The organism is Saccharothrix longispora (assembly GCF_030852425.1).
Lineage (GTDB): Bacteria > Actinomycetota > Actinomycetes > Mycobacteriales > Pseudonocardiaceae > Actinosynnema > Actinosynnema longispora.
In genome coordinates this window covers 302,887-328,848 of the sequence record NZ_NSDM01000008.1, presented here as the reverse complement: position 1 = coordinate 328,848, position 25,962 = coordinate 302,887, and the positions used below count along the sequence as shown (strand labels likewise).

Annotated in this window: 24 protein-coding genes, 1 pseudogene and 1 riboswitch; of the genes and pseudogenes, 10 read left to right on the top strand and 15 right to left on the bottom strand. The window is 73.9% G+C overall.

Features of this window, described 5'->3' with window-relative positions; translation table 11 throughout:
- Positions 1–30: 30 nt before the first annotated feature.
- Positions 31–152, bottom strand: a riboswitch (cobalamin riboswitch).
- Positions 127–1,386, bottom strand: coding sequence for a cytochrome P450 (locus tag CKY47_RS20780; protein ID WP_306747563.1), 1,260 nt, complete (start codon positions 1,384–1,386; stop codon positions 127–129). It overlaps the preceding riboswitch by 26 nt.
- 36 nt (positions 1,387–1,422) lie before the next feature.
- Here CKY47_RS20780 and CKY47_RS20775 point away from each other — a divergent pair, with 36 nt between their 5' ends.
- On the top strand, positions 1,423–2,601 hold the full coding sequence (locus CKY47_RS20775) for an 8-amino-7-oxononanoate synthase (protein ID WP_306747562.1): 1,179 nt from the start codon (positions 1,423–1,425) through the stop codon (positions 2,599–2,601).
- Here the strand turns inward: CKY47_RS20775 and CKY47_RS20770 are convergent.
- Both CKY47_RS20770 and CKY47_RS20765 read right to left on the bottom strand, forming a co-directional pair.
- Positions 2,555–3,010 carry a GNAT family N-acetyltransferase gene (locus CKY47_RS20770; protein WP_306747561.1) on the bottom strand — a complete coding sequence of 152 codons (456 nt, stop codon included), beginning with the start codon at positions 3,008–3,010 and terminating at the stop codon, positions 2,555–2,557. The genes CKY47_RS20775 and CKY47_RS20770 overlap by 47 nt on opposite strands.
- A gap of 20 nt (positions 3,011–3,030) precedes the next feature.
- Positions 3,031–3,753, bottom strand: coding sequence for a serine protease (locus CKY47_RS20765; protein WP_306747560.1), 723 nt, complete (start codon positions 3,751–3,753; stop codon positions 3,031–3,033).
- A gap of 177 nt (positions 3,754–3,930) precedes the next feature.
- Here CKY47_RS20765 and CKY47_RS20760 point away from each other — a divergent pair, with 177 nt between their 5' ends.
- On the top strand, positions 3,931–4,542 hold the full coding sequence (locus tag CKY47_RS20760) for a LysE family translocator (RefSeq protein ID WP_306747559.1): 612 nt from the start codon (positions 3,931–3,933) through the stop codon (positions 4,540–4,542).
- Between the two features lie 64 nt (positions 4,543–4,606).
- Here the strand turns inward: CKY47_RS20760 and CKY47_RS20755 are convergent, their stop codons facing one another.
- Both CKY47_RS20755 and CKY47_RS20750 read right to left on the bottom strand, forming a co-directional pair.
- Positions 4,607–5,392 (bottom strand): S1 family peptidase, encoded by a 786-nt coding sequence (locus tag CKY47_RS20755; protein ID WP_306747558.1) that lies wholly within the window; start codon positions 5,390–5,392, stop codon positions 4,607–4,609.
- A 54-nt stretch (positions 5,393–5,446) separates the two neighbouring features.
- Positions 5,447–6,466 (bottom strand): M48 family metallopeptidase, encoded by a 1,020-nt coding sequence (locus tag CKY47_RS20750; RefSeq protein WP_306747557.1) that lies wholly within the window; start codon positions 6,464–6,466, stop codon positions 5,447–5,449.
- Between the two features lie 70 nt (positions 6,467–6,536).
- On the opposite strand from CKY47_RS20750, the gene CKY47_RS20745 reads away from it, so the two are divergent.
- Positions 6,537–7,466 carry an alpha/beta hydrolase gene (locus CKY47_RS20745; RefSeq protein ID WP_306747556.1) on the top strand — a complete coding sequence of 310 codons (930 nt, stop codon included), beginning with the start codon at positions 6,537–6,539 and terminating at the stop codon, positions 7,464–7,466.
- Between the two features lie 35 nt (positions 7,467–7,501).
- Here CKY47_RS20745 and CKY47_RS20740 read toward each other — a convergent pair whose 3' ends face one another.
- Positions 7,502–7,861 carry a TetR-like C-terminal domain-containing protein gene (locus tag CKY47_RS20740; RefSeq protein ID WP_306747555.1) on the bottom strand — a complete coding sequence of 120 codons (360 nt, stop codon included), beginning with the start codon at positions 7,859–7,861 and terminating at the stop codon, positions 7,502–7,504.
- On the opposite strand from CKY47_RS20740, the pseudogene CKY47_RS20735 reads away from it, so the two are divergent.
- Positions 7,857–8,153, top strand: a pseudogene (locus CKY47_RS20735) (LbetaH domain-containing protein); the annotation flags it as partial. The gene CKY47_RS20740 and the pseudogene CKY47_RS20735 overlap by 5 nt on opposite strands.
- A 17-nt stretch (positions 8,154–8,170) precedes the next feature.
- Here the strand turns inward: CKY47_RS20735 and CKY47_RS20730 are convergent.
- Complete coding sequence (locus CKY47_RS20730) at positions 8,171–8,971, bottom strand: SAM-dependent methyltransferase (protein WP_306747554.1); 801 nt, start codon at positions 8,969–8,971, stop codon at positions 8,171–8,173.
- Positions 8,972–9,126: 155 nt separating this feature from the next.
- Here CKY47_RS20730 and lon point away from each other — a divergent pair, with 155 nt between their 5' ends.
- The 3 genes from lon (at position 9,127) to CKY47_RS20715 (ending at position 13,547) form a co-directional block, all read left to right on the top strand.
- Entirely contained in the window at positions 9,127–11,496 is a 2,370-nt protein-coding gene (gene lon, locus CKY47_RS20725; RefSeq protein WP_306747553.1) for an endopeptidase La, read from the top strand.
- 109 nt (positions 11,497–11,605) lie between these two features.
- Positions 11,606–12,133: a YbhB/YbcL family Raf kinase inhibitor-like protein gene (locus tag CKY47_RS20720; RefSeq protein WP_306747552.1), complete on the top strand. Its 528-nt coding sequence runs from the start codon at positions 11,606–11,608 to the stop codon at positions 12,131–12,133.
- Positions 12,134–12,173: 40 nt separating this feature from the next.
- Positions 12,174–13,547, top strand: coding sequence for a mycothione reductase (locus tag CKY47_RS20715; RefSeq protein WP_306747551.1), 1,374 nt, complete (start codon positions 12,174–12,176; stop codon positions 13,545–13,547).
- Positions 13,548–13,583: 36 nt separating this feature from the next.
- Here CKY47_RS20715 and CKY47_RS20710 read toward each other — a convergent pair whose 3' ends face one another.
- A complete protein-coding gene (locus CKY47_RS20710; RefSeq protein ID WP_306747550.1) occupies positions 13,584–14,723 on the bottom strand; it encodes an MFS transporter in 1,140 nt (379 codons plus the stop codon).
- Positions 14,724–14,926: 203 nt separating this feature from the next.
- Here CKY47_RS20710 and CKY47_RS20705 point away from each other — a divergent pair, with 203 nt between their 5' ends.
- Positions 14,927–15,598, top strand: a complete 672-nt coding sequence (locus tag CKY47_RS20705) for a FadR/GntR family transcriptional regulator (RefSeq protein WP_306747549.1) — start codon at positions 14,927–14,929, stop codon at positions 15,596–15,598.
- Positions 15,599–15,732: 134 nt separating this feature from the next.
- Here the strand turns inward: CKY47_RS20705 and CKY47_RS20700 are convergent, their stop codons facing one another.
- The gene (locus CKY47_RS20700; protein WP_306747548.1) at positions 15,733–16,641 is read right to left on the bottom strand and encodes a LysR family transcriptional regulator; all 909 of its coding nucleotides are present in this window, start codon (positions 16,639–16,641) and stop codon (positions 15,733–15,735) included.
- A 73-nt stretch (positions 16,642–16,714) separates the two neighbouring features.
- On the opposite strand from CKY47_RS20700, the gene CKY47_RS20695 reads away from it, so the two are divergent.
- Positions 16,715–17,614, top strand: coding sequence for an EamA family transporter (locus CKY47_RS20695; RefSeq protein WP_306747547.1), 900 nt, complete (start codon positions 16,715–16,717; stop codon positions 17,612–17,614).
- 16 nt (positions 17,615–17,630) lie between these two features.
- Here the strand turns inward: CKY47_RS20695 and CKY47_RS20690 are convergent, their stop codons facing one another.
- A complete protein-coding gene (locus tag CKY47_RS20690; protein WP_306747546.1) occupies positions 17,631–19,190 on the bottom strand; it encodes a cobyric acid synthase in 1,560 nt (519 codons plus the stop codon).
- Positions 19,191–19,197: 7 nt separating this feature from the next.
- Between CKY47_RS20690 and CKY47_RS20685 the strand changes: the two genes are divergently transcribed.
- Complete coding sequence (locus tag CKY47_RS20685) at positions 19,198–19,896, top strand: alpha/beta fold hydrolase (protein ID WP_306747545.1); 699 nt, start codon at positions 19,198–19,200, stop codon at positions 19,894–19,896.
- Positions 19,897–19,902: 6 nt separating this feature from the next.
- Here the strand turns inward: CKY47_RS20685 and map are convergent, their stop codons facing one another.
- The 5 genes from map to CKY47_RS20660 form a co-directional block, all read right to left on the bottom strand.
- Positions 19,903–20,763 carry a type I methionyl aminopeptidase gene (gene map, locus CKY47_RS20680; RefSeq protein WP_306747544.1) on the bottom strand — a complete coding sequence of 287 codons (861 nt, stop codon included), beginning with the start codon at positions 20,761–20,763 and terminating at the stop codon, positions 19,903–19,905.
- A gap of 85 nt (positions 20,764–20,848) precedes the next feature.
- Positions 20,849–22,648: a penicillin-binding transpeptidase domain-containing protein gene (locus CKY47_RS20675; protein ID WP_306747543.1), complete on the bottom strand. Its 1,800-nt coding sequence runs from the start codon at positions 22,646–22,648 to the stop codon at positions 20,849–20,851.
- Between the two features lie 45 nt (positions 22,649–22,693).
- The gene (locus CKY47_RS20670; RefSeq protein ID WP_306747542.1) at positions 22,694–23,548 is read right to left on the bottom strand and encodes a GNAT family N-acetyltransferase; all 855 of its coding nucleotides are present in this window, start codon (positions 23,546–23,548) and stop codon (positions 22,694–22,696) included.
- A gap of 49 nt (positions 23,549–23,597) precedes the next feature.
- Positions 23,598–24,755 (bottom strand): flavodoxin-dependent (E)-4-hydroxy-3-methylbut-2-enyl-diphosphate synthase, encoded by a 1,158-nt coding sequence (ispG, locus tag CKY47_RS20665; RefSeq protein ID WP_306747541.1) that lies wholly within the window; start codon positions 24,753–24,755, stop codon positions 23,598–23,600.
- Positions 24,756–24,768: 13 nt separating this feature from the next.
- The gene (locus CKY47_RS20660) at positions 24,769–25,962 is read right to left on the bottom strand and encodes a M50 family metallopeptidase (RefSeq protein WP_306747540.1); all 1,194 of its coding nucleotides are present in this window, start codon (positions 25,960–25,962) and stop codon (positions 24,769–24,771) included.

Below are 25,962 nucleotides of genomic sequence, written 5' to 3'. Positions count from 1 at the left end.
CCTTCCTCGGGTGTCCACGCCCGGGTCCGGTGAACGATCACTCGGGGGGCGAGTTCCTGACTCCCGGGGTGAACCGGTCACAGTGGCGGGACCGTGCCGGATTCGCACCGGCTTCCTCGCGCACCCCTACAACCCCGGCATCGTCGCACTTCGCCCGGCGGGCTCCAAGTCCCGGGCCGGTGCCGCGGGGGCGACCGCGGTCACACCCGCCCGGACCGGGGCGTGCCCGTCCCCCAGCAGCACCGGGACGGCCACCGGCGCGCGGAACGACAGCAGGCCGAGCATGGGCGGCGGGTCGTCGGAGGCGAGCCGCAGGCGCGGGAAGCGGCGGGCGGTCTCGCGCAGCACCACCTCCGCCTCCAGCCGGGCCAGCCCCGCGCCCAGGCAGAAGTGCCGCCCGTGGCCGAAGGCCAGGTGGCGGCGGTTGTCCGGGCGGGCCGGGCAGAACCGCTCCGGCTCGTCGAACACCTCCGGGTCGGAGCCGCTGCCCATCAGCATCAGCAGCAGCGGCGCCCCCGCCGGGACCGCCACGTCCGACAGCGTCACCGGCTCGGCCGTCACCCGCCGCCACGTGCTCACGGGCGGCTCGCGCCGCAGCACCTCCTCCACGCACGCCGCCGCGAAGCCCGGCTCGTCGAGCCGGGACCACAGGTCGCCGTGCCGCAGGACCGCGTGGAACGCCGCGCACAGCAGCTGCGTCGTCGTCTCCTGCCCGGCGATCAGCAGGAAGTAGCACAGGCCGACGGCGTCGCGCGGCGGCACGCCCGCCGTGCGCAGCGCGCCGAACAGGTCGTCGTCCCCGGCCGCGGTCCTGATCCGCGAGGTCAGCCACCGGTGGAACGCGGCGGCGGGCTCGGCCAGCTCGCGCTGCCGCTCCGGGGTGACGTCGCCCCAGAACAGCTCCAGCGACGCCGTACTCCACGCCTTGAGCGCGGCGACGTCCACGTCGCGGATGCCCAGGACCTCCAGCAGCACGACCGCGGGCAGGTCGCGGGCCAGCGCCGGGTGCAGGTCGGCGGCGCCGGACAACCGGTCCAGCCGCTCGCGGGTCAGCTCCGCGACGCGCGGACCGAGCGCGGCCACCCGGGCGGGGGTGAGGAAGCGGGCCACCAGTCGGCGCAGGCCGGCGTGGGTGGGGGTGCCGTTGTTGGCCAGCGTCGGGGGCAGCGAGAACCCGGCGCGGGCCAGCGTCCGCAGCACCGGGCGCGGGATCGGGACCACCGCGTCCAGCGCGTTGTCCGGGCGGAACCGGCGCTGGTCGGCCAACGCGGCGCGCACGTCCTCGTACCGGCTGACCAGCCACAGCCCGGTGCGCCCGTCGCGGTGGACCGGGGCGTTCGCGCGCAGCCCGCGCAGGTCGCCGGGGCCGTGCCGGAAGAGGTCCACGCCGGCACGGTAGCCGTCGGATGCGACACTCCCGGCGTGAGTGCGCACACAGGCGAGTCGGTGTTCGACTGGATCGACACGCGGGCCGAGGCCCGCGCGAAGGCCGGTCTGGCACGCCGGGTCCGGCCCCGCCCGGCCGACTCGACGGACCTCGACCTGGCTTCCAACGACTACCTCGGCCTGGCCCGGGACAAGCGGGTCACGGGCGCCGCCGCGGCGGCCTCGTTGCGCTGGGGCGCGGGCTCGACCGGCTCGCGGCTCGTCACCGGCTCGATCGAGCTGCACACCGAGCTGGAGTACGAGCTGGCGAACTTCTGCGGCGCGCAGTCCGCGCTGGTGTTCTCCTCCGGCTACGCGGCGAACCTCGGCGTGCTCACCGCCCTGTCCGGGCCGGGCACCGCGATCGTCGCCGACCAGCACATCCACGCCTCGCTCATCGACGGGACCCGGCTGTCCAAGGCCGACGTCGTGGTCGCCGGGCACTGCGACGTGCCGCAGGTCACGCACGCCCTGTCCACCCGGGGCAAGCGGCGGGCGCTGGTCGTCACCGACTCGGTGTTCTCGGTGGACGGCGACCTCGCGCCGCTGGCCGAGCTGGCGGCGGCGTGCCGCGAGCACGACTCGGCGCTGATCGTGGACGACGCGCACGGCCTGGGCGTGATCGGCGAGGGCGGGCGCGGCGCGGTGCACGCGGCGGGCCTGGCCAAGTCGCCGGACGTGGTGACGACGCTGACGCTGTCCAAGTCGCTCGGCGCGCAGGGCGGCGCGGTGCTCGGCCCGGGCCGGGTGATCAGGCACCTCGTCGACACCGCGCGCACGTTCATCTTCGACACCGGCCTCGCGCCGTCGAGCACCGCGGCGGCGCTGGCCGCGCTCAAGGTGCTGCGGGAGGAGCCCGACCGGCCGGCCCGGGCCCTGGACGTGGCCCGGGACCTCGCGTTCCGGCTGAAGGACAGGGGGCTGCGGGTCAGCACGCCGACCGCGGCCGTGGTGTCGATCCAGGCCCCGTCGGCCGAGGCGGCGTTCGGCTGGGCCGAGGCGTGCCGCGCGCAGGGGGTGGTCGTCGGCTGCTTCCGGCCGCCGTCGGTGCCCGACCAGGTCTCCCGGCTCCGGTTGACCGCCCGCGCTGACCTCACCGAGGCCGACGTCGAGCGGGCCGTGCGGGTGATCAGCGAGACCGGCGCATCCGCTGGTGCGGTATCCCGTCCTCGATGAACTCCGCGCCCTCCGGCACGAAGCCGAACGACGCGTAGAAGTCGACGACGTAGGTCTGCGCGTCGAGCACGCAGTCGGCGTCGCCGACCTCGACGAGCGCGGCGTCCACCAGGCGGCGGCTGTGGCCCCGGCCGCGGGCGGCGCGGGCGGTGCAGACGCGGCCGATGCGGAAGCCGCCGCCGGGTTCCTCCAGCAGCCTCAGGTACGCCTCCGGGTGCGGCGAGCCGGCGGACTCCAGCCACAGGTGCCGGGTGCCGGGCTCCAGGTCACGCCCGTCCAGCTCCGGGTAGGGGCAGTCCTGCTCGACCACGAACACGTCCACGCGCAGCGCGAGCAGGGCGTACAGCTGCCCGGTGGTCAGGTCGGCCGACCACTGCCTGCGCAGGGTGGCGTGGGGTCGCTGGGTCACGCGGCTTTGGTACCACAGCCTCAGATCAGGTCGAGGTACCGGCTCAGCCTGGTGTAGACGCCCGGCTGGTCGGGGCGCGCGCAGCCGCGGCCGAAGGACACGACGCCGACCAGCGCGCCGTCCACGATCAGCGGGCCGCCCGAGTCGCCCTCGCACGCGTCCCTGCCGCCCTCGGGGTAGCCCGCGCACACCATGCCCTCGGGGCGGTAGCCGGGGACGTCGGCGGCGCACTCGGCATCGGCGCGGATCGGCACCTCCACCTGGCGCAGCCGCCTGCTCGGCGCCTTCAGCTCGCCCGTGCGGCCCCAGCCGTAGACGGTGGCCCGCGCCGGGCCGGTGTCGGCGACGCGCACCGGGCGGACGGGCACCGGTTCGGCCAGGGTGAGGGTCGCCACGTCGTGCCCGTCGGCGACGTCGGTGAAGTCGGGGTGCCGCCAGACGGCCCGGACCGCGACGGCGTGCCCGTCGTCGCGGTCGAGGTCGGCGCGGCCGACGAGCGCGGTCACCTCCTCGGGACGGCGGTCGCGCTTCGTGACCGCGGTGCGCTCGATCGTGCAGTGCGCGGCCGTGACGACCCGGTCCCGGCCGATCAGCGCGCCGCCGCAGAACACGGTGCCCGCCCGGTCCGCCAGCGCGACGACCCACGGCACGGGGGGCGCCTCGCGGCCGCCGACGATCGCGTCCGCGGGCACGGCGGACAGGACCAGCACCAGGACGGCGAAGACCGGCGCGCTGATGCGCATGGCGTACCCCTCTACGTCGGGTGGTCGATCGGGCACCGACCGTAGCGGACCGGGGACGAAGGCGGCAGCCGGGTATCAAAACCGGAAAATCTGTTGTTACGATCTCACGAGGCCGGAGATTCAACGGCTTGAGAGACAGATCACGCTGATCTGTCCGGATCACGAGGGGGGTTTCCCATGCACCTGGACTTCACCCAGTTCCCGGCGTTCCTGATCGCGTGCGCGGTGGTCGTGCTGACGCCCGGGGTGGACGCCTTCCTCCTGCTGCGCACCTCGATGCGCGCGGGCACCCGGGCCGGGCTGTGGGCGCTGGCGGGCATCCACACCGCCGCGTTCACCCAGGTCGCCCTGGTCATTTCGGGCCTCGGCGCGGTGATCGCGCGCTACCCGGCGGTGCTGACCTCGCTGCGCTGGATCGGCGCGGCCTACCTGCTGTACCTGGCGCTGTCCATCGCGCGCGGCCTGCTCCTGCGGCGCTCGGGCGGCGAGACGGCGGAGGTGGCCTCGGACCGGCCGTTCCGGCAGGGGTTCCTGACCAACATCACCAACCCGAAGATGCTGCTGTTCTCGCTGGCGTTCCTGCCGCAGTTCATCGGCACGGGCGACCCGACGTGGCAGCTCGGCATGCTCGCGGCGGTGTTCCTGGGACTCGCGGCCCTGTGGGAGCTGACGATCGTGGTGGCCGCGGCGCGCGTCGGCGGCTCACTGCGGCGACCGGGCGTGACGACGGCGCTGGACGCGGTGTGCGCGACGGTGTTCGTGACCATGTCGGTCGGGCTCGTCCTGTAGCCACCCCTCCGGGCGCCCGCCGCGCGGGTCCCGGGGCAGCGGGTCCGCGCGACGGGGTCGGCGGTCAGGAGCCGAGCTGCTCCCGGAGGACGTCGTGGTAGGCCGCCACGCGGCTGTAGACACCCGGCTTGCCCTCGCGCGCGCAGCCCTCGCCCCACGAGGTGACGCCGATCAGCTTGCCGCCCGCCACCATCGGACCGCCCGAGTCGCCCTGGCAGGTGTCCACGCCGCCCTCCGGGTAGCCCGCGCAGGTCATCGTGGCCTCGTCGTACTGGAAGTACGCGGCGGAGCAGTCCTCGTCCGACATCACCGGCACGGTCGCCGCCAGCAGGTACCGCGACGCCGGGGCCTGCTCGCCGGTGCGCCCCCAGCCGAGGACCCGCGCCCGGGACCCCTCGGCGTACAGCTCGTCGTCCTCCGGGCCGGCCGGCGGCAGGGGCTCCTGGTCGACGGCGGCGCGCAGCGTCAGCACCGCGATGTCGTCACCGCGGTCGGCCGCCACGTAGTCGGGGTGGACCCACGGCCTGGACGCCAGCCGGACGACCGCGCCCTCGTCGCTGTTCTTGTCCCCGCGCCCGACCACCACGCGGGTGTTCCTGGTCGTCCGGCCGACGGCGCAGTGCGCGGCGGTCACCACCTTGGTCGGCGCGACCAGCGTGCCGCCGCAGAACTGGAACCCGCTCGCGTCGGTCAGGTACACCACCCACGGGTGGTCCTCGATGGACACGCGCTCGCCGCCGACCACGCGGTCGTCCACCACGCGGTCGTCGGCCGAGGCCGTCCCCGCGAGAGCCATCAACAAAGTCACCATCAACGCGGCAAGCCGCATCGGCCCCTCCTCGTAGATCACCAGGCATCCACGAGGAGGTTAACCAGGATGGCCCACGATGTTCGGCCGAACGGCCTAATTACCACCGAACTTGCTACGGACCTTGCCCGCGGCACCCGCCAACACGTCGCCGAACTCGTTGAAGACCTTCATCAGCGGGTCCTCGGACTCGGCCGCCGACTCCTTGTAGGACCGGGCCGCCGCCTTGAGGTCGTCGGTGAACGCGCCGGTCGGCCGGCCGTCCTCGCGGCGCTCGTACTCGCCGGTCAGGATCGCCCGGTACTCCTCGCCCGCCGCCCACTTCTGGAGCTCCGCCGCCCGCACCACGGCCAGCGGGTGCGTCAGCGGCCAGGTGCGGATCAGCTTGAGCACCGAGTCGCGCACGTCGTCGACCTGCTCGTACTCCTTGGCCTGCTTGAGGAACTCGGCCGTGTCGACCTGGCTGAGGTCCATGCCGCCCGCCATGGCCACGTGCACGCGCAGCGCGGCTGCCGGGTCCTGCACGCACAGCAGGCCGGCGCGGTCGCAGGACAGCTCGGTCTTGCGGTACCACTCGCACAGCGCCGCGATGACCGCGCGGATCGCCCAGTAGCCGGCGGGCATCCAGCCCAGGCCGTACTGGAGCTGCATCAGCCGCTGGAGGATCGTCTGGTAGAGGGCGTGCCCGGACAGCACGTGCCCCATCTCGTGACCGATCGCGAAGCGCAGGCCGTCGTGGTCGAGCAGCTCCACCAGGCCCGTGGTGAGCACGATGAACGGCTTGTCGATGCCGAGGCTCATCGCGTTGGGCACCGGGTCGCGCCGCACGAACAGCTCGGGCACCGGGTCGACGTCGAGCGTCGCCGCCACCTCCAGCCGGAGCCGGTCCAGCTCCGGGTACTGCTTCGGACCGACCCGGATGCTCGACGCCAGGTACCCCAACCGCTCGCCGCGTTCGGTGAACGCGCCCGCCACCGCCTGCAGCACCGGACCGATGCCCGGCACCGCGCGCAAGACCGCCAACGCCCCCCGGTCGACCGGGTGCTCGTACGCCCTGGGGCTGATGCCCGGGAAGCGGACGCGCGCGGTCGACCGTTCGATCTCCTCGCTGCTCATGCGCCCCAGCGTGCCACGCCCCGACGACCACCTCTCACCGTTCGGGGTAATCGGCGTGCACACTTGGCCGGTGGACGCAGACGCGCTCGGGACCGACTACGAGACCCGCACGCTGCCGCTGGGCGGCGAGCTGAACGCGGTGCTGGTGCGCCGACGCGCGCAACCGGCCACCCGGGGCGCCGTGCTGTACGTGCACGGCTTCGCCGACTACTTCTTCCAGCGGCACGTGGCCGAGCACTTCACCGCGCGGGGCTTCGACTTCTACGCGGTGGACCTGCGCGCCTACGGCCGGTCGCTGCGCCCCGGCCAGCTGGCGAACTACGTGACCGACCTGACCGAGCACTTCGAGGAGATCGACGCCGCGGTGCGCGTGATCCGGGAGGAGGACGGGCACCGGCACCTGGTCCTGATGGGCCACTCGACCGGCGGGCTGACCACCAGCCTGTGGGCGCACGAGCGCCGCGACGACGACCTGGTCGACGCGCTGGTGCTCAACAGCCCGTGGCTGGACCTGGCCGGGTCGTGGTTCATGCGGACGGTCGGCACGGCGGTCGTGCGCGGCGTGGGCCGGGTGGCCCCCAGGCTGGTGCTGAGGCCCGGGCTGGGTCCCGTGTACGGCCGGAGCATCCACCGCGACCACCACGGGGAGTGGGACTTCGACCTGGCGTGGAAGCCGCTGGAGGGGTTCCCGGTGCACGCCGGGTGGCTGCGCGCGGTGCGCCGCGCCCAGGCGCGGCTGCACCGCGGCCTGGACGTGCGCGTGCCCGTGCTGGTCCTGCGGTCCGGGCGCAGCCACCTGCACGCGAAGGCGTGGACGCCGGAGGCGATGACGTCGGACACGGTGCTGGACGTGGAGCACATGCGGCGGTGGGGGCCGAAGATCGGCCGTCACGTGGTGCCGGTGGCGGTCGAGGGCGGGATGCACGACCTGTTCCTGTCGGCGGAGCCGGTGCGGCGGCGGGCGCTGGCCGAGGTGGACGAGTTCCTCGACTCGGTGTGAGCCGGCCCGGCCGGGCCGCCGGAAGGCCCCGGCCGTCAGAAGACCCCGGCCCGGGCGGCGGCGAGCGCGGCCCGGGCGGCGCGTTCCGCCGTGGCGCGGTCGACCGGTTCGCCGGACACGAACACCCGGTAGAAGATCGGCGCGCACGTCTGGCGGACCAGCTCGCGCGCGTCCACGCCCGGGGGCAGCTCACCGCGCTCGACGCCCCTGGCCGCGATGGCCGCCGCCGCCTCGTGCCGGGCGTCGTAGTAGGCGCGCTTGGCCTCGGCGGCCCGGTCCGAGTGGAGGGCGGCGGCGACCAGGCCGATCGGCACGGCCCGGGTCGCGGGGTCGGTGAAGGCGTCGACCACCTCGGTGGCCAGGGCGATCAGGTCGCCCTCGACGGCACCGGTCATGCCGGGCGTGACCATCGGCGACGGCGCGATCATCGCCACCGGTTCCGTGGTGGTGGACGACGTCCCGCCCTACACCGTCGTCGGCGGCAACCCCGCCCGCCCGGTCAAGCGGCGCTTCCCGGCGGAGGACGTCGCCCGCCTGCTGCGCGCCCGCTGGTGGGACTGGCCGGTCGGGTTGATCACCGAGCACGTCCGCACGATCATGGCCGGCCGACCCGAGGACGTCGAGCGCGTCGCCGAGGAGAACGGGTTCCGCGCTCCCGCCCGACCGCGTCCCACCCCACCCGCGTGATCAGGGCCGCCGGGTGATCAGGGCTTGCGCCCCACGCCGGCGTAGGCGCTGATGTAGGCGTCGTCGGAGTCCGGGCGCCACTCGGCCAGCGGCACGACGCCGGGCTCCGCCACGTCCAGGCCCTCGAAGAACGCGGTGATCTCGGCGCCCGAGCGCAGCACCAGGGGGCTGTCGGTCTTGCGGTAGATCGCGTTGACCTGCTCGCCGCCCTCGATGCCCTCCGCCGAGATGCCGTCCCAGCTGGCGTGGGAGATGGCGATGTGGCTGCCGGGCGCCAGCGCCTCGCGGTAGCGGGCGATGGCGGAGCCCGGGTCGTCGTCGTCCGGCACGAAGTGCAGCACCGCGACCATCAGCAGGCCGACCGGGCGGTCGAAGTCGATCATGCGCTTGACCTCGTCGTGCTCCAGCACGGAGGCGGGGTCGCGCAGGTCGGCCTGGATGGCGCAGGCCTGCGCGTTGTCCGCGAGCAGGGCCGTGCTGTGCGCCACCGCGACCGGCTCGACGTCGGCGTAGACGACCTTCGCCAGCGGGTTGGCCTGCTGGACGATCTCGTGCACGTTGCCCACGGTGGGAATGCCCGAACCGAGGTCGAGGAACTGGTCGATGCCCTGCTCCAGCAGGTAGCGGACGGCGCGGCGGAGGAACGAGCGGTTGGCCCGCGCCGCGCCGGACATGCCGGGGAAGATCTGCTCGACCGACTTCGCCGCCTCGCGGTCGACCGCGAAGTTGTGCGAGCCGCCCAGGTAGTAGTCGTACATGCGGGCCGCGCTCGGCCGGTCCAGGTCCACCGAAGACGGGACCCAGCTCGCCTGTTCCATGCGCACATCTCCTCGTCAGCCGGACTGCGTGATCGTCGTCGGGCGCCCGACGGGGCACAACCCCCGAATGGACGCTCGCTCAGGGCGAACACCTACCGGAAACAATGCCCCGCTCATCTTGGTTGAGCCAATCAGACTCAACTTTGGAGGAGATCATGGGCGAGACGTTGGCGCTCCCGGTGCTGCCGCTGGACGACGTGGTCGTGCTGCCCGGCATGGTCGTGCCGATCCGGCTGAGCGGCTCGGACGCCACCGCCGAGGCCCGCGCCGCCGTGGAGGCCGCCACCGCGGCCGGTGGCCGGTTGCCCGACGGGAAGTCCGCGGTGCTGCTGGTGCCCCGGCTGGACGGCAAGTACGCCAAGGTCGGCACGCTGGCGCTGATCGAGCAGGTCGGCCGGCTGTCCGGCGGCGAGCGCGCGGCCGTGGTGCGCGGCACGGAGCGGGTCCGCATCGGCACCGGCACGACCGGCCCCGGCGCGGCCCTGTGGGTGGAGGCGACGGTGGCGGACGTGCCGCCGGTCGACGACCGCACCCGCGAACTGGCCCGCGAGTACCGGGCCGTGGTGACCACCATCCTCCAGCAGCGCGGCGCCTGGCAGGTGGTCGACTCGGTGCGGCAGGTGGACGAGCCGTCGGCGCTGGCCGACCTCGCCGGCTACGCCCCGTACCTGGACGACGGGCGGAAGGTGTGGCTGCTGGAGACCCCGGACACCGCGCGGCGGCTGGAGAAGCTGCTGGAGTGGGGCCGCGAGCACCTGACCGAGCTGGACGTGGCCGAGACGATCCGCAAGGACGTCACGGAGGGCGTGGAGAAGCAGCAGCGGGAGTTCCTGCTGCGCCGGCAGCTCGCCGCGATCCGCAAGGAGCTGGCCGAGCTGGACGGCAAGCCCGCCACCGAGGAGCAGGACTACCGGGCCCGCGTCGAGGGCGCCGACCTGCCGGAGAACGTGCGCGCCGCGGCGTTGGCCGAGGTCGACAAGCTGGAGCGGACGGCCGAGCAGTCGCCCGAGGTCGGCTGGATCAGGACGTGGCTCGACATGGTGCTGGAGCTGCCGTGGAACGAGCGGACCGAGGACGCCTACGACATCGCGGGCGCGCGGGCGGTGCTGGACGCCGACCACGCGGGCCTGGACGACGTGAAGGAGCGCATCACCGAGTACCTGGCCGTGCGGCGGCGGCGCGCCGACCGCGGCATGGGCGTCGTCGGCGGACGCCGGTCCGGCGCGGTGCTCGCCCTGGTGGGCCCGCCCGGTGTCGGCAAGACGTCGCTGGGCGAGTCGGTCGCGCGGGCCATGGGGCGGAAGTTCGTCCGGGTCGCGCTGGGCGGCGTGCGGGACGAGGCCGAGATCCGCGGCCACCGGCGCACCTACGTGGGCGCGCTGCCCGGCCGGATCGCGCGGGCCGTCGCGGAGGCCGGCTCGATGAACCCGGTCGTGCTGCTGGACGAGATCGACAAGGTCGGCGCGGACTACCGGGGCGACCCGACCGCGGCGCTGCTGGAGGTGCTGGACCCGGCGCAGAACCACACGTTCCGGGACCACTACCTGGAGGTGGAGCTGGACCTGTCGGACGTGGTGTTCCTGGCCACGGCCAACGTGCTGGAGTCCATCCCCGGCCCGCTGCTGGACCGGATGGAACTGGTGCGGCTCGACGGCTACACCGAGGACGAGAAGGTCACCATCGCGCGCGACCACCTGCTGCCGAGGCAGGTCGAGCGGGCGGGCCTGACGACCGAGGACGTGTCGGTCTCCGAGGGCGCGCTGCGCAAGCTGGCGGGCGAGTACACCCGCGAGGCGGGCGTGCGGCAGCTGGAGCGCTCGCTGGCGCGGGTGCTGCGGAAGGTGACGGCGCGGGTCGCGCTGGGCGAGGCGACGCTGCCGGTGTCGGTGGACGTGCCGGACCTGCGCGGGTACCTGGGCTCGCCCAAGCACACGCCGGAGTCGGCGGAGCGCACGGCGGCGCCGGGCGTGGCGACGGGTCTCGCGGTGACCGGCGCGGGCGGTGACGTGCTGTTCGTCGAGGCGTCGCTGGCCTCGGAGGGCACCGGGGCGGCCGGCGTCACCCTGACCGGCCAGCTGGGCGACGTGATGAAGGAGTCGGCGCAGATCGCGCTGTCCTACCTGAAGTCGCACGACGAACGGGCGGCCGTGCTGTCCCAGCGCGGGGTGCACATCCACGTGCCGGCGGGCGCGGTGCCGAAGGACGGGCCGTCCGCGGGCGTCACGATGACGACGGCGCTCGCGTCGCTGCTGTCGGGGCGGCCGGTGCGGGCGGACGTGGCGATGACCGGCGAGGTGTCGCTGACCGGCCGGGTGCTGCCGATCGGCGGGGTCAAGCAGAAGCTGCTGGCCGCGCACCGGGCGGGCATCACGACCGTGCTGCTGCCGCGGCGCAACGAGCCCGACCTGGACGACGTGCCGGCGTCGGTGCGCGACGAGCTGACCGTGCACCTGGTCGGCGACGTGCGCGAGGTCCTCGACCTGGCGCTGGAGCCGGTCGCCGCGGGTGCCACCGCGGCGGCCTGACCCTCCACCGACCCGACCTGCCGGAGCCCTGGCGACCCGCGTGGTCGTCGGGGCTCCGGCGCACGCGGCGCCCTGCGACGCCCCCGCGCCGCCGATAGGGTCGTGCGGCATGAGCCTCGAACGACCCGTCGCCCCCGACCCGTACGCGCTGCTGCCGCAGGTGCCCCCGTTCACCGTCTCGTCGACCGACGTCGAGGACGGCCAGGCCCTGCCGCAGGCCCAGGTGTTCGAGGGCGGCAACACCTCGCCGCAGCTGACCTGGACCGGATTCCCGGAGGGGACGAAGAGCTTCGTCGTCACCTGCTTCGACCCGGACGCCCCGACGCCGTCGGGCTTCTGGCACTGGGTGGCGGTGAACATCCCGGCGTCGGTGACCTCGCTCGACACCGGCGCGGGCGGGTCGGACGACTCGCTGCCCGCCGGCGCGTTCCACGTGCGCAACGACTACGGCACGCGCGCGTTCGGCGGCGCCGCCCCGCCGCCCGGCGACCAGGTGCACCGCTACTTCTTCGTGGTGCACGCGGTCGACGTGGAGGAGCTGGACGTCGACGGCGACGCCTCGCCCGCCGTGGTGGGCTTCAACCTGGCCTTCCACACGCTGGCCCGCGCCATCCTCACCCCGACCTACGCGCACTGACGTCGGGAACAAGCGCCCCGCGCCGGGAGTTGGAGCCGACGTGAGGCACTTCGACCTGGTCATCATCGGCACCGGTTCCGGCAACTCCATCGCGGACGAGCGGTTCTCCGGCTGGAACATCGCGATCGTCGAGAAGGGCGTCTTCGGCGGCACGTGCCTGAACGTCGGGTGCATCCCCACGAAGATGTTCGTGCACACGGCGGACGTCGCCGGGGCCCCGGCCTCGGGCGCGCGGCTCGGCGTGGACGCCCACCTCGACGGCGTCCGGTGGACGGACGTGCGCGACCGGATCTTCGGGCGCATCGACCCCATCTCCGAGGGCGGCCGGCGCTGGCGGGCGGAGGAGAACGCGAACGTCACCGTGTTCGCCGGCACGGCGCGGTTCACCGGCCCCAAGACGCTGGACACCGGCACCGGCGAGACGATCACCGCGGACCGCTTCGTGATCGCGGCCGGCAGCCGCCCGGTCGTGCCCGAGGTCGCGGACATCGGGACCGTCGGCTACCACACGTCCGACACGGTCATGCGCCTCGACGCCCTGCCGGCCCGGATGACGATCCTGGGCAGCGGGTTCATCGCCGCCGAGTTCGCGCACGTGTTCTCGTCGTTCGGCGTCCGGGTGACGATCGTGGGCCGCTCCGACCTGTTGCTGCGGCACGAGGACCAGGAGGTCGCGCGGCGCTTCACGCGGATCGCGTCGGAGAAGTGGGACGTGCGGCTGCACCGCAAGGCCGTGCGGGCCGAGCGCGTGGACGGCGTCGTGCGCCTGCACCTGGAGGGCCCGGACGGCGCGGAGGTCGTGGAGTCGGAGGAGCTGCTGGTCGCGGTCGGCCGCACGCCCAACTCCGACCTGCTCGACCTGGCCGCGACGGGCGTCGACGTGCGCCCGGACGGCCGGATCGTCGTGGACGAGCACCAGCGGACGTCGGTCGAGGGCGTCTACGCCCTGGGCGACATCAGCTCCGACCACCAGCTCAAGCACGTGGCCAACCACGAGGCGCGGGTCGTGCGGCACAACCTGCTGCACCCGGACGAGCCGATCGCCTCGGACCACCGGTACGTGCCGTCGGCGGTGTTCTCGTCGCCGCAGATCGCGTCGGTCGGCCTGACCGAGGAGCAGGCGGTCGAGCGCGGCCTGCGGTACGTGGTGGGGTCGCAGGCGTACGCGTCCATCGCCTACGGGTGGGCCATGGAGGACACGACGGGCTTCGCGAAGGTGCTGGCCGACCCGACGACGGGCGAGATCCTGGGCGCGCACGTGATCGGCCCCCAGGCGCCGACGGTGATCCAGCCGGTGATCCAGGCGATGAGCTTCGGCCTGGACGCGAGGACGATGGCGCGCGGCCAGTACTGGATCCACCCGGCGATGCCCGAGGTGATCGAGAACGCCCTGCTCAACCTGCCGCTGCACTGAGCGGGCGCGGTCCCCGACGCGAGGACCAGCCGGCCGTCACACGGTGCGCGGGCGGCCGGCCACGTAACCGAGGACCGTCAGCAGCACGAGCAGGACCACCAGCACCAGCATGGACACCGTCCAGGTGCCCGTCGCGCCGCGCAGCACGCCGAAGGCGAAGGGGCCGCTCGCCGAGATCAGGTAGCCGATGCTCTGCGCCATCGCGGACAGCCTGGCGGTGTCGGCGGAGTTGGCCGTGCGCAGCGAGATCATCACCAGCGCGAGCGGGAACATGCCCATGCCGACGCCGACCAGCACGACCCAGAGGCCGGGCGCGGCGGCGGGCGCGAGGGCCAGGCCCAGGACGCCCAGCACGGACAGCGCGCCGAGCGCCACGACGAGACCGGACTGGCTGCGCCGGCGGGCCGCGAGGGGCGGGACGATCAGGCTGACCGGGACGCCGAGGACCATGGTGACGGCGAGCAGGAGACCCGCGGTGGTGCGCTCGACGCCCGCGTCGCCGAGGATCTGCGGCAGCCAGCCCATCACGGTGTAGGCCAGCAGCGACTGGAGGCCGAAGAAGACGGTGACGATCCAGGCCAGCGGGCTGCGGAACAGCGAGCGGCCGGGGGCGGGGCGGCGGGTGGCGGCGGTGCGCGCGGCGGTGCCGTGGCGGGCGCCGGCGGTCCAGACGAGCAGCGCGGCGAGGGACAGCAGGGCCCACGCGCCGACGGCCGGGCGCCACGAGCCGAAGAACGACTCCAGGCCCGGGGTGAACGCGGCGCCCAGGGCCGCGCCCGCGGCGAGCGCGGCCGTGTAGACGCCGGTGACCAGGCCGACCCGGCCGGGGAACGACTCCTTCACGACCACCGGGATGAGGACGTTGCAGACGGCGATGCCCGCGCACGCCACGAACGTGCCGCCGAGGACCGTCAGCGGGCCGTCGAGCACCCGCAGGACGAGGCCGGCGGTCAGCACGGCCAGCGACAGGCCGACGGCGCGCGCCATGCCGAGGCGGCGGCCGAGCCAGGGAGCGAGGAACGCGGCGGCGCCGAAGCACAGCGTCGGCACGGCGGTCAGCGCGCTCGTCCAGGCCGTCGACACGCCCAGCGACGTGCGCACGTCGCCCAGCACGGAGGCCAGGCCGGTCACCGCGGGGCGGAGGTTCGCGGCGGCGAGCGCTACGCCGATCGCCAACAGGGTGCTGCCGACCAGGGCAACTTGACGACTCCGCCGCACGGCACCGGCGGCACTACCAGCAGGATGGTCGGCGATCGTCGCATTGGCACGGGGATCAGTGGCAATGTTGACGGTCGACGGTGACACGTCCGACCGGGTCTGCGGGATCGTCACCGGATTACTATCGCAGACATGGGATGTTCGGATGAAAGGATGATGCTGTGCCGTTGGCCACTACTCGGCGGGCAGGGCTCGTCGACCAGGTGATCGACCAGATGCGAGGTGCGATCGCCGCCGGTGAATGGCCGGTCGGTCGCCGCATCCCGCCGGAACCCGAGCTGGTCACCGCGCTCGGGGTGGGCCGCAACACCGTGCGGGAGGCGGTGCGCGCGCTCTCCCACGCCGGCCTGCTGGAGGTGCGCCAGGGCGACGGCACGTTCGTGCGCGCCACGAGCGAGCTGTCCGGCGCGGTCCGCCGGATGTGCGGCAGCGAGCTGCGCGACGTGCTCCAGGTGCGGCGGACGCTGGAGGTCGAGGGTGCCCGGCTGGCCGCGACGAACCGCACCGACGACGAGCTGCGCAGGCTGGAGCAGCTGCTCACCGAGCGGGACGAGGCGCTGGGCGCGAAGGACTGGGCGAAGCTCGTCGAGCGGGACACGGCGTTCCACGTGCTGCTCGTGCAGTGCTCGCACAACACGCTGCTCGCCGAGCTGTACCAGGGCCTGACCGAGGCGGTCCGGGCCAGCATCACGGCGACCGTCGAGACCGACCACGACGACGACCAGGTCTCGCACACCGGCCTGCTGGACGCGGTGCGCGACCGCGACGCCGCGCGCGCCGCCGTGGAGGCGGGCGGTTTCCTGGAGGACCTGCTGGAGCGGCACAAGCACTAGCCCGCACCGGGCGGGGACCCCCCACGACGGCGGATCCGTGGGAGGCCCCCTGGGTGGGTGGCTCGGCAGGACGTCGGCCCACCTGGGAATCGTCACGAGGGGGCATTACGCAACAGCGTGGAGCACGATCGTCATCACGCCGTGTCCCGCAACCCCCAGCACTCGCGCAGGGCCGCGAGGGCGGCCGTCACCGCCGGTCGCCTGCTCGCCTGCGTGCGCCACACCGCGAACACGCGGCGGGTCGGCGTGGGCCGGAACGGCACCGCGCGCACCGAGTCCGGCAGCGCGCCGCGCCCGAGCCGGGGCAGCAGCGCGACGCCGATCCCCTTGGCCAGCAGCGCGAGCTGCGTCTCGTACTCGGCGACGCGGTGCGCCAGGTCGGGCTCCATGCCCGCGCCGCGGAAGGTGTTCACCAGCCAGTCGTGGCAGATCGCGCCCTCGGGCTGGCAGATCCACCGCTCGCCGGCCAGGTCCTCCGGCGTCAGGGACTCGCGCGCCGCCAGCCGGTGGCCGACCGGCAGCAGCACGTCGGCCACGTCCTCGCCGAGCCGCGCCCGCGACACCGACCCGGGCACGGCGAGCGGCGCGTTGACCCAGTCATGCGCGACCGCGAGGTCCAGCTCGCCCCGCGCCACCGCCTCCAGCCCGTCCGGCGGGTCCAGCTCCACCACCCGCACGTCCAGCTGCGGGTGGCGCTCGTGCAGCAGCACGAGGGTGGTGGGCAGCAGGCCGCGCGCGGCGGTCGCGAACGCGCCGACGCGCAGCTCCCCCACCGCGGCGCCGCGCTGCTCCTCCAGCGCCACCTCGACGCCCTCGACGAGCGCCAGCACCTGCCCGGCGGCCGCCGACAGCAGGTGCGCCGCGTCGGTGAGCGCCACGCCCCGGCCGCGCCGCTCCAGCAGCGTGGTGCGGGTCTCGCGCTCCAGCTTGGCGATCTGCTGCGACACCGCCGAGGGGGTGTAGCCGAGCGCGGTGGCCGCCGCGCCGACCGAGCCGTGCGTCGCCACCGCGTGCAGCGCGCGCAGCCGTCCGAGGTCCAACATGCAGCGATCCTAAACTGAAGACTTCAGAACTCGTTGCTGGTGCTAAACGTTCGCAGCGCCGAGAGTGGAGCGCGTGAAACCACGCCACGCCGCCCTCGCGGTGCTCGTCGCCACCATCTGGGGCGTCAACTTCGTCGTCATCAAGGTGGGCCTGCGCGACTTCCCGCCGATCCTCTTCTCCGCGCTGCGCTTCCTGGCCGCCGCCGTGCCCGCGCTGTGGTTCGTCGGCCGGCCGCGCGTGGCGTGGAAGTGGATCGTGGCCGTGGCGCTGGCGCTGGGCGTGGCGAAGTTCGGGCTGCTGTTCGTCGGCATGGCCGCGGGCATGCCCGCCGGGCTGTCGTCGTTGGTGCTCCAGAGCCAGGTGTTCTTCACCGTGCTGCTCGCCGCCGTGCTGCTGCGCGAACGGCCGAGCGCCGTGCAGGTCGTCGGCATGGGCGTGGCGGCGGTCGGCATCGTGGTCATCGGCGCCGACTACGGCGCGGGCAGCCCGCTCGGCGCGTTCCTGCTGGTGGTCACGGCCGCGCTGGCGTGGGGACTGGCGAACGTCGCCACCCGGCGCGCCCAGGCGCCCGACCCGCTCAACTTCATCGTCTGGGTGAGCGCGGTCGCGTTCCCGCCGCTGCTCGTCCTGTCCCTGGTGTTCGAGGGCCCGGCGGCGGACCTCGCCGCGCTGCGCGGGCTCGACTGGTCGAACGTCGGCGCGATCCTGTTCATCGCGTGGGTGTCGACGCTGCTCGGCTTCGGCCTGTGGAACTCCCTGCTGCACACCTACGAGGCCGCCGTCGTCGTGCCGTTCGCCCTGCTGGTGCCGGTGGCGGGGATGCTGTCGGGGTGGCTGCTGCTGGACGAGGCGGTCACGCCGGTCCGGCTGGGCGCGGGCGCGCTGGTGGTGCTCGGCATGGCCGCCACCACGATCCGCCGCCGCCGCGTGCCGCGCGCGGAGCGGGAGCCGGCGGCGGTCGCGGTGCCGTAGCCGCACGCGCGGGCGCTCACGACACGGGCGGTGCACCCGCGGGCGGGATGACGGGCAGTCCCCGCGGCGCACCGCGCTCCAGCAGGTCCTTCACCGCACCGGTGTCGAGGTGCTCGACGACCAGGTCCCCGAGCAGGTCGAGCTGCGCCGCCCGGCGGCCGGCGAAGTCGACGTCCGGCGCGGGGGTGAAGCCGTCGCGGCCCGCGTGGCCCGCGGCCCAGCGCAGGAACGCCCGCCGGAACGCGTCGTTCTCCAGCAGCCCGTGCCAGTGCGTGCCCGCCACGCGCCCCCGCAACGCGCCCTCCGCCGTGCCGTCGGCCAGGGTCACCAGGCCGTCCTCGGCGCTGCGGGCGACCGAGCCGTGGTGGATCTCGTAGCCGGTGACGGGTTCGCCGAACGCCGTGCCGCGCGGGTTCCCCAGGGCCTTGTCCGCCGCGAACCGCACGTCCACGTCCAGCAGGCCGAGCCCCGCCACCGTCCCCGCGCGGGACTCCACCGGGTCGTCGATGCGCGCGCCGAGCATCTGGAACCCGCCGCAGATGCCCAGCACCGGGCCGTCGTGCGCGGCGACCGCGTCGGCGAGGCCGGTGGCGCGCAGCCAGCGCAGGTCCTCCACGGTGGCCTTCGAGCCGGGCAGCACCACGAGGTCCGCGTCGGCCAGCCGGGACGGTTCGGTGACGAACCGCACGGACACGCCCGGCTCGCAGGCCAGCGCCTCCACGTCGGTGGCGTTGGAGATGCGCGGCAGCCGCACCACCGCCACCCGCAGCCACTGGTCGCCGCGCGGCGCCTCCGGCCGCCCGATCACGCCGTCCGCGGCGTAGGACAGCGAGTCCTCGGCGTCGAGCCACAGCTCCTCGCGCCACGGCAGCACGCCGTGCACCGGCCGCCCGGTCAGCGCCCGCAGCTGGCGCAGACCCGGTTCCAGCAGGGCCGGGTCACCGCGGAACTTGTTCACCACGAACCCGGCGACCAGCGCCTGGTCGGCCGGGTCCAGCAGGGCGAGGGTGCCGAACAGGTGCGCGAACACCCCGCCGCGGTCGATGTCGCCGACCACCACCACCGGCAGGTTCGCGGCGCGCGCCAGCCCCATGTTCGCGATGTCGTCCGCCCGCAGGTTGATCTCGGCGGGCGAGCCCGCGCCCTCGCAGACCACCGCCTCGAAGTCGTCGCGCAGGGAGTCGAGGGTGTCGAGCACGGTGGTCATCAGCTCGGCCTTGCGCGCCCGGTAGGACAGGGCGGACACCTCGCCCACCGCCCGGCCCAGCACGACGACCTGCGAGCTGCGGTCGCCGCCCGGCTTGAGCAGCACCGGGTTGAACCGCACGCTCGGCTCCAGCCCGCACGCGGCGGCCTGGAGCGCCTGCGCCCGGCCGATCTCGCCGCCGTCGCGCGTGACGACCGAGTTGTTGGACATGTTCTGCGCCTTGAACGGGGCGACCGCCACGCCCTCGCGCGCCAGCCAGCGGCACAGCCCGGCGACCAGGACGCTCTTGCCCGCGTCCGAGGTCGTCCCCGCCACCAGCAACGCGCTGCGCACGAATGTCCCTCCGCCGTCGGTCCCGGCTGACATCATCCACGTCATGGTCGACGTCCCCGCCACCGCGGTCCTGGTGCACAGCCCGTACCTGGGACCCGCCAGCCTCCGTCCGCTCGCCCGGGTCCTGGCCTCCCTCGGGCACCCCGTGCTGATGCCGGACCTGAGGGCGACGGTCAACGCCGCGCCCGTGCACCAGCGGCTCATCGGGGTGTTCGCCGACGCGGTCGAGGAGTCCGAGGTGGTGGGCGACCTGGTGCTCGTCGGGCACGGCGGCGCCGGTCCGCTGCTGCCCGCGTTCGCCGACGCGCTGGAGACGCCGGTGCGCGGCCTGGTGTTCCTGGACGCCGAGCTGCCCACGCCCGGCCGCAGCTGGCGCGACGACGCGCCCGCCGAGCGCATGGCGCGCCTCAAGTCCCTCGCGCGGGGCGGCCTGATGCCGCGCTGGGACCTGTGGTTCGCGCCCGAGGCGCTGTCGGCGATGGTGCCCGACGTGCGGCTGCTGGAGGAGATCGTGGGCGAGGCGCCCGAGGTGCCGCTGGCGTTCCTGAAGGAGGCCCGGCCCACCGTGTCGTGGACCGGGGCCTGCTCCTACCTGCGGCTGAGCGCGGTCTACGACGCCGCCGCCGGTCGGGCCCGCGAGCTGGGCTGGCCCGTGGTGTCGCTCGACGCGCACCACCTGGCCGCCGCCACCGAGCCCGACCCGGTCGCCTCGGCGCTCGTGCCGCTGCTCGGCGGGCGGTGACCCGGGTCAGCAGACGGTGAGGATCTCCGCGCCGTCGTCGGTCACGACCAGGGTGTGCTCGAACTGGGCCGTCCAGCTCTTGTCGCGGGTGGTGACGGTCCAGCCGTCGTCCCACACGTCGTGCTCGATGCCGCCGAGGGTGATCATCGGCTCGATGGTGAACGTCATGCCCGGCTCGATGACCGTGGGGACGTGCGGGGCGTCGTAGTGCAGCACGACCAGGCCGCTGTGGAAGGTGCGGCCGATGCCGTGGCCGGTGAAGTCGCGCACCACGCCGTAGCCGAAGCGGTTGGCGTACGCCTCGATGACGCGGCCCACGACGTTGAGCTGCCGGCCCGGCTTGACCGCCTTGATGGCGCGCATCGTGGCCTCGTGCGTGCGCTCGACCAGCAGGCGGACCTCCTCGCGCACGTCGCCGGCCAGGAAGGTGGCGTTCGTGTCGCCGTGCACGCCGCCGATGTAGGCGGTGACGTCGACGTTGACGATGTCACCGTCCCGCACGACCGTCGAGTCGGGGATGCCGTGGCAGATGACCTCGTTCAGCGAGGTGCAGCAGGACTTCGGGAAGCCGCGGTAGCCGAGCGTCGACGGGTACGCGCCGTTGTCGCACAGGAACTCGTGCGCCACGGCGTCGATCTCGTCGGTGGTCACGCCGGGCACGATGACCTTGCCCGCCTCCTGGAGGGCCTGCGCGGCGAGCCTGCCCGCGACGCGCATGGCCTCGATCACCTCGGGCGGCTGCACCCACGGGTCGGTGTTCCTCTTGGGCTCCGAGCGGTCCACGTACTCGGGGCGTTCGATCCCCTCGGGCACCGGACGACGCGGGGACTGCACACCTGGCTGGAGGACGGCACGAACGGACGACATGCCCCCAGGTTACGACGCGTCGTGGAGCGGACCGCGCCGTGTGCCCGTTGTGCGGCCGGCCGGTGCCGGGCGGCCCGGTGACCGGTCAGCCCAGCGCGGCCAGGAACCTGGCCGTGGCCTCGACCGCCGGGCCCGACGAGTTCGCGCCCACCACCAGGGTGGCGAAGGCGACGTCACCCCGGTAGCCGACGAACCAGCCGTGCGAGTTGACGCCGTCGCCGAACTGGGCCGTGCCGGTCTTGCCCCGCACGTCGCCGTACGGCTTGAGCTGCGGCGCGCTGCCGTAGTCGACCACCTCGCGCATCATCGCCCGCAGCGGCTCCAGGACGGTCGGCGCGGGCGGGGTCGGGTTGTGGTCGACCTTCGTCTCGCGGCCCTCGATCAGCGTCGGCACCGGCACCGCGCCCGACGCGGCGGTGGCGGCGACGACGGCCATGCCGAACGGGCTGGCCAGCACCTTGCCCTGGCCGAAGCCGTCCTCGGCGCGCTCGACCACGTCGGTGGCGGGCGGCACGGAGCCGGTGATCGTGGTGATCGCCGGGATCTCGTAGTCCACGCCCAGGCCGAACGAGTCCGCCGCCTTCGTCAGCGCGTCCGGCGCCATCCCGGCCGCCAGCTCGGCGAACGTCGTGTTGCACGAGAACGCGAACGCCGAGCGCAGCGGGATGGTGCCCTTGTCGAAGTCGCGGTCGTTCGGCACGATCCGGCGGCCGTCGATCGTGGTCCGCCCCGGGCACGGCAGGGGCGTGTCCGCGGTCGCCCGGCCGGTGCCGATCGCCGCCGCGGCGGACACCACCTTGAACGTCGAGCCCGGCGGGTACTGGCCGGTCAGCGCCACGGGGCCCTCGGCGTCGGCCGGCGCGTTCTGCGCGACAGCCAGCACGTCGCCGGTCGACGCGGACAGCGCCACCAGCATCGCCGCCTGCGGCACGGGCTCCAGCGCGTCCTCGGCGGCCGTCTGCACCGCCCGGCTCAGCACGGTCCTGACGGCCCGCGCCGGCTCGGGCTGCTGCTCGTGCAGCGTCTCCACCTCGTCGCCGGCCGCGCCCACCGTGTGGACGCGCACGCCGGCGCGGCCCTCGACCTCCTCCTCCACGTGCCCGCGGATCGCGGGCAGGACCTGCGAGCCGAACGTGCGCGACGGCGCGAGCAGGGTGGTCTGGGAGGTGAACCGCACGCCCGGCAGGTCGTAGATGGCCGGTTTCACGGTCTGGTAGTCGGCGTCCCGCAGCGCCGCCACCTGGTAGGCCTGCCCGGCCGGGACCCCGGCCGCACCCCGGGTGATGGACTCGCGGGTGATCGCGGCGTCGATCGGGGACAGGGCGGCGGACAGCGCGGCGGCCACCGCGGGCACGTCGCCCGCCTCCTGCGCGTTCAGCAGCACCGAGACGACCTGCTCGGGCGCCAGCAGCGCCGCGCCGTCGCGGTCCAGCACGGGCGCGGGCTCCGGCCGCACCTCGGCCAGGCCCAGCGTCTGCTCGGCGGCGAGCTTGGGGTGCACGACGGACGGGGCCCAGTGGACCTTCCAGTCCTCGTCCTCGCGCCGCAGGTCGAACCTGGTCTGGTAGGTCCACGCGTGGCCGTCGCCGAGGTCCCATGCGAGTTCCGCCGTGGCGTCCGCGGTGGACGACTCGCCCGCCGAGCGCACCTGCTGCACGGTCGCGCGCAGGGCGGCGGGCTCGAGCACCCCCCGGACCTCGTCCAGCAGCTCCTTCGCACCCGCCGGGTCGTCGGTGACGCCCGCGGCGCCGTCGACGTCACCGGCCGCGAGCTTGGCGAGGAAGTCGTCCGCCACCTGGTCGGGCCCCGGGCGGGAGGAGAACAGCCCACAGCCGCCGACGAGCAGCAGCACGACCACGGTCAGGGCGAGCGTGCGCGCGATCACGGCCCGAGTATGCCCGTGCGCCGCCGCCGACGGGGTGCCACCCGCTCAGAACAGGACGGTGGCGTACTCGCCGACCTGCGCGAAGCCGATCCTGCGGTAGGCGGCCTGCGCCACCTCGTTGTAGGAGTTCACGTAGAGCGAGGCGGTCCGCCCCAGGCCGCGGACCAGGCGGTCCGCGACGGCCGCGGTGCCGGCCGTGCCGATGCCGCAGCCCCGCCGGTCGGGCCGCACCCACACGCCCTGGATCTGGCCGACCCGCGCCGACATGGCCCCGATCTCGGCCTTGTAGACGACGTCGCCACCCTCGAACCGGGCGAACGCCCGGCCGCCCGCGATGAGCTCGGCCACCCGCGCCCGGTAGGACGCACCGCCGTCCTCGGCGCACGGGTCGACGCCGACCTCCTCGATGAACATGGAGATCGCCGCGGGCAGGTACCGGTCCAGCTCGTCCGGTCGCACCGGCCGCACCAGCGGGTCCGGCGCGACCGACGGGGTGCCGCCGAGCGCCATCAGCGGCTGCGCGGGGCGCACCTCGCGGGCGGGGCCCCAGTCCCGGGACAGCTCCTCCCACAGGCCGAGCACCTGCTCCGAGGGCCCGACCAGCGACGAGCACATCCGGCCGCGCCGGCGCGCCCGGTCGGCGAAGCCGCGCAGCGCCGCCGCGTCACCGCGCAGCGGGATCAGGTTGGGCCCGGCGAAGCAGAGGGCGTCCACCCGGCCGCCGCGCAGCGCGCGGTGGTCGTAGGCCCACACCTCGCCGCCCAGCCGCCACGGGTCGAGCCCCGCGACCTCGACCCGGGCGGCGACCATGCAGGACGCCACCGGGTCGGCCGCGAGCACCGCGAGGACCTCGCTCAGGTCCCGCTCGTCGAGCAGGCGCGCGCCAGCCAACCTCAACACGGTTCAAGCCTGCCAGAAGGACGGCGTCATCCGCGCGTCCACCACCCGCTCAGCCGACCGAGACGACCGGTTCACCGCCCTCGACGGACTCGCCCATCTCCTCGGCGAGGCGCATGGCCTCCTCGATGAGGGTCTCCACGATCTGGTGCTCGGGCACGGTCTTGATCACCTGGCCCTTGACGAAGATCTGGCCCTTGCCGTTGCCGGAGGCGACGCCCAGGTCGGCCTCGCGGGCCTCGCCGGGACCGTTGACGACGCAGCCCATGACGGCCACCCGCAGCGGCACCTCCATGCCCTCCAGACCGGCGGTGACCTGCTCGGCGAGGGTGTAGACGTCCACCTGGGCCCGCCCGCACGACGGGCAGGACACGATCTCCAGCTTGCGCGGGCGCAGGTTGAGCGACTGGAGGATCTGGTGGCCGACCTTGACCTCCTCGACCGGCGGCGCGGACAGCGAGACCCGGATCGTGTCGCCGATGCCCTGGCGCAGCAGCGCGCCGAACGCCACCGCCGACTTGATGGTCCCCTGGAACGCCGGACCGGCCTCGGTCACGCCCAGGTGCAGCGGGTAGTCGCACTGCTCGGCCAGCAGCTCGTAGGCGCGGACCATGACGACCGGGTCGTTGTGCTTGACCGAGATCTTCAGGTCGTGGAAGTCGTGCTCGGCGAACAGCGACGCCTCCCACAGCGCGGACTCGGCCAGCGCCTCCGGGGTGGCCTTGCCGTACTTCGCCATCAGCCGCGGGTCGAGCGACCCGGCGTTGACGCCGATCCGGATGGGCGTGCCGTGGTCGCGGGCCGCCGCGGCGATCTCCTTGACCTTGTCGTCGAACTTCCGGATGTTGCCCGGGTTGACCCGCACCGCCGCGCAGCCCGCCTCGATGGCCGCGAACACGTACTTCGGCTGGAAGTGGATGTCCGCGATCACCGGGATCTGGGACTTCTTCGCGATCGCGGCGAGCGCGTCCGCGTCGTCCTGCGACGGGCACGCCACGCGCACGATGTCGCAGCCCGCCGCGGTCAGCTCCGCGATCTGCTGCAACGTCGCGTTGACGTCCGCGGTGAGGGTGGTCGTCATCGACTGCACCGACACCGGGAACTCGCTCCCGACGCCGACGGACCCCACCATGAGCTGGCGGGTCTTGCGCCGTTCCGACAGCACCGGAGGCGGCATCGCCGGGATACCGAGCATGACGCCGTCACTCATGTACTAACACCTCTCATGGGAGCCGGATGGGGTTGACGATGTCGGCGGTGATCGTCAGCAGCGTGACCGAGCCGCCGATCAGGATCACGAAGTAGGTCAGCGGCAGGAGCCGCAGGTAGTTGACCGGCGCGCCGGCGGGCAGGCCGCGGAGCTTCCTCACCCAGTTTCGCACCCGTTCGTACAGGTTGACCGCGATGTGACCACCGTCAAGCGGCAGCAGGGGCAGGAGGTTGAACACACCCACGAAGAAGTTCAGGCCGGCGAGCATGAGCCAGAAGAACGGCCACAGGCCCTTCTCGACCGCGTCGCCGCCCAGGACGCTGGCGCCCACGACGCTGACCGGGGTGTCGACGTCGCGCTCCGCGCCGCCGATGGCCTTGACCACCGCGGGGATCTTCTCCGGGAACCGGAGCAGACCCTCCCAGGTGTTCTGGAACATCGTGCCGGTGAACTTGGTGGCGCCGCCGACCGCGGTGAGCGCGTCGTACTCGAAGTTCTGCTCGTGGATGACGCCGATGGCGCCGATCTCCTGCTTGTAGGTCGAGCCGTCGGCCCTGCGCAGCTCGCGCTCGACCCGCGCCACGTCGGCGGTCAGCGTCAGCTCGCGGCCGTCGCGCTCGACCCGGAACTCGGTCGTGCCGGCGCGCTCGCGCGTCTCGGTGATGACGTCGGTCCAGGTGGGGGTGGAGGTCCCGGCCACGGCCAGGATCTCGTCGCCGGGCCGGAAGCCCGCGTCCTTGGCCGGGGCGGGCGCGCCGGCGGCGCACTCGGCGTCCACGCTGTTCTGCACGCACGGGGCGACCTCGGCGATCACGGCCGTGTCGCGCACGTTGGGCAGGCCGAACGTGAAGGCCATGAAGTAGAGGATGACGAACCCGACGATGAAGTGCGTGATGGAGCCCGCCGAGAGCACGACGACGCGCTTCCAGGTCTTCTGCCGGTAGAACGCGCGGGGCGCGTCGTCGGGGTGGACCTCCTCCAGCGAGGTCATGCCGGTGATCTCGCAGAACCCGCCCGCGGGGATCGCCTTGAGGCCGTACTCGGTCTCGCCGCGGCGGAACGACCAGATCTTCGGCCCGAACCCGATGAAGTACCGGGTGACCTTCATCCCGAACATCTTCGCCGTGGCCAGGTGGCCCAGTTCGTGCAGCGCGATCGAGATGCCGATCAGCAGGGCGAAGAGCAGGATGCCCAAAAAGAAGACCAC

What these genes read in the sequence shown, in the direction of transcription:
- CKY47_RS20765 (WP_306747560.1), bottom strand. Translation starts at nt 3,753, where the DNA reads ATGCGCATCAGCGCGCCGGTCTTCGCCGTCCTGGTGCTGGTCCTGTCC.
- CKY47_RS20760 (WP_306747559.1), top strand. Translation starts at nt 3,931, where the DNA reads ATGCACCTGGACTTCACCCAGTTCCCGGCGTTCCTGATCGCGTGCGCG.
- CKY47_RS20750 (WP_306747557.1), bottom strand. Translation starts at nt 6,466, where the DNA reads ATGAGCAGCGAGGAGATCGAACGGTCGACCGCGCGCGTCCGCTTCCCG.
- CKY47_RS20740 (WP_306747555.1), bottom strand. Translation starts at nt 7,861, where the DNA reads ATGACCGGTGCCGTCGAGGGCGACCTGATCGCCCTGGCCACCGAGGTG.
- CKY47_RS20730 (WP_306747554.1), bottom strand. Translation starts at nt 8,971, where the DNA reads ATGGAACAGGCGAGCTGGGTCCCGTCTTCGGTGGACCTGGACCGGCCG.
- lon (WP_306747553.1), top strand. Translation starts at nt 9,127, where the DNA reads ATGGGCGAGACGTTGGCGCTCCCGGTGCTGCCGCTGGACGACGTGGTC.
- CKY47_RS20720 (WP_306747552.1), top strand. Translation starts at nt 11,606, where the DNA reads ATGAGCCTCGAACGACCCGTCGCCCCCGACCCGTACGCGCTGCTGCCG.
- CKY47_RS20700 (WP_306747548.1), bottom strand. Translation starts at nt 16,641, where the DNA reads ATGTTGGACCTCGGACGGCTGCGCGCGCTGCACGCGGTGGCGACGCAC.
- CKY47_RS20690 (WP_306747546.1), bottom strand. Translation starts at nt 19,190, where the DNA reads ATGATGTCAGCCGGGACCGACGGCGGAGGGACATTCGTGCGCAGCGCG.
- CKY47_RS20685 (WP_306747545.1), top strand. Translation starts at nt 19,198, where the DNA reads ATGGTCGACGTCCCCGCCACCGCGGTCCTGGTGCACAGCCCGTACCTG.
- map (WP_306747544.1), bottom strand. Translation starts at nt 20,763, where the DNA reads ATGTCGTCCGTTCGTGCCGTCCTCCAGCCAGGTGTGCAGTCCCCGCGT.
- ispG (WP_306747541.1), bottom strand. Translation starts at nt 24,755, where the DNA reads ATGAGTGACGGCGTCATGCTCGGTATCCCGGCGATGCCGCCTCCGGTG.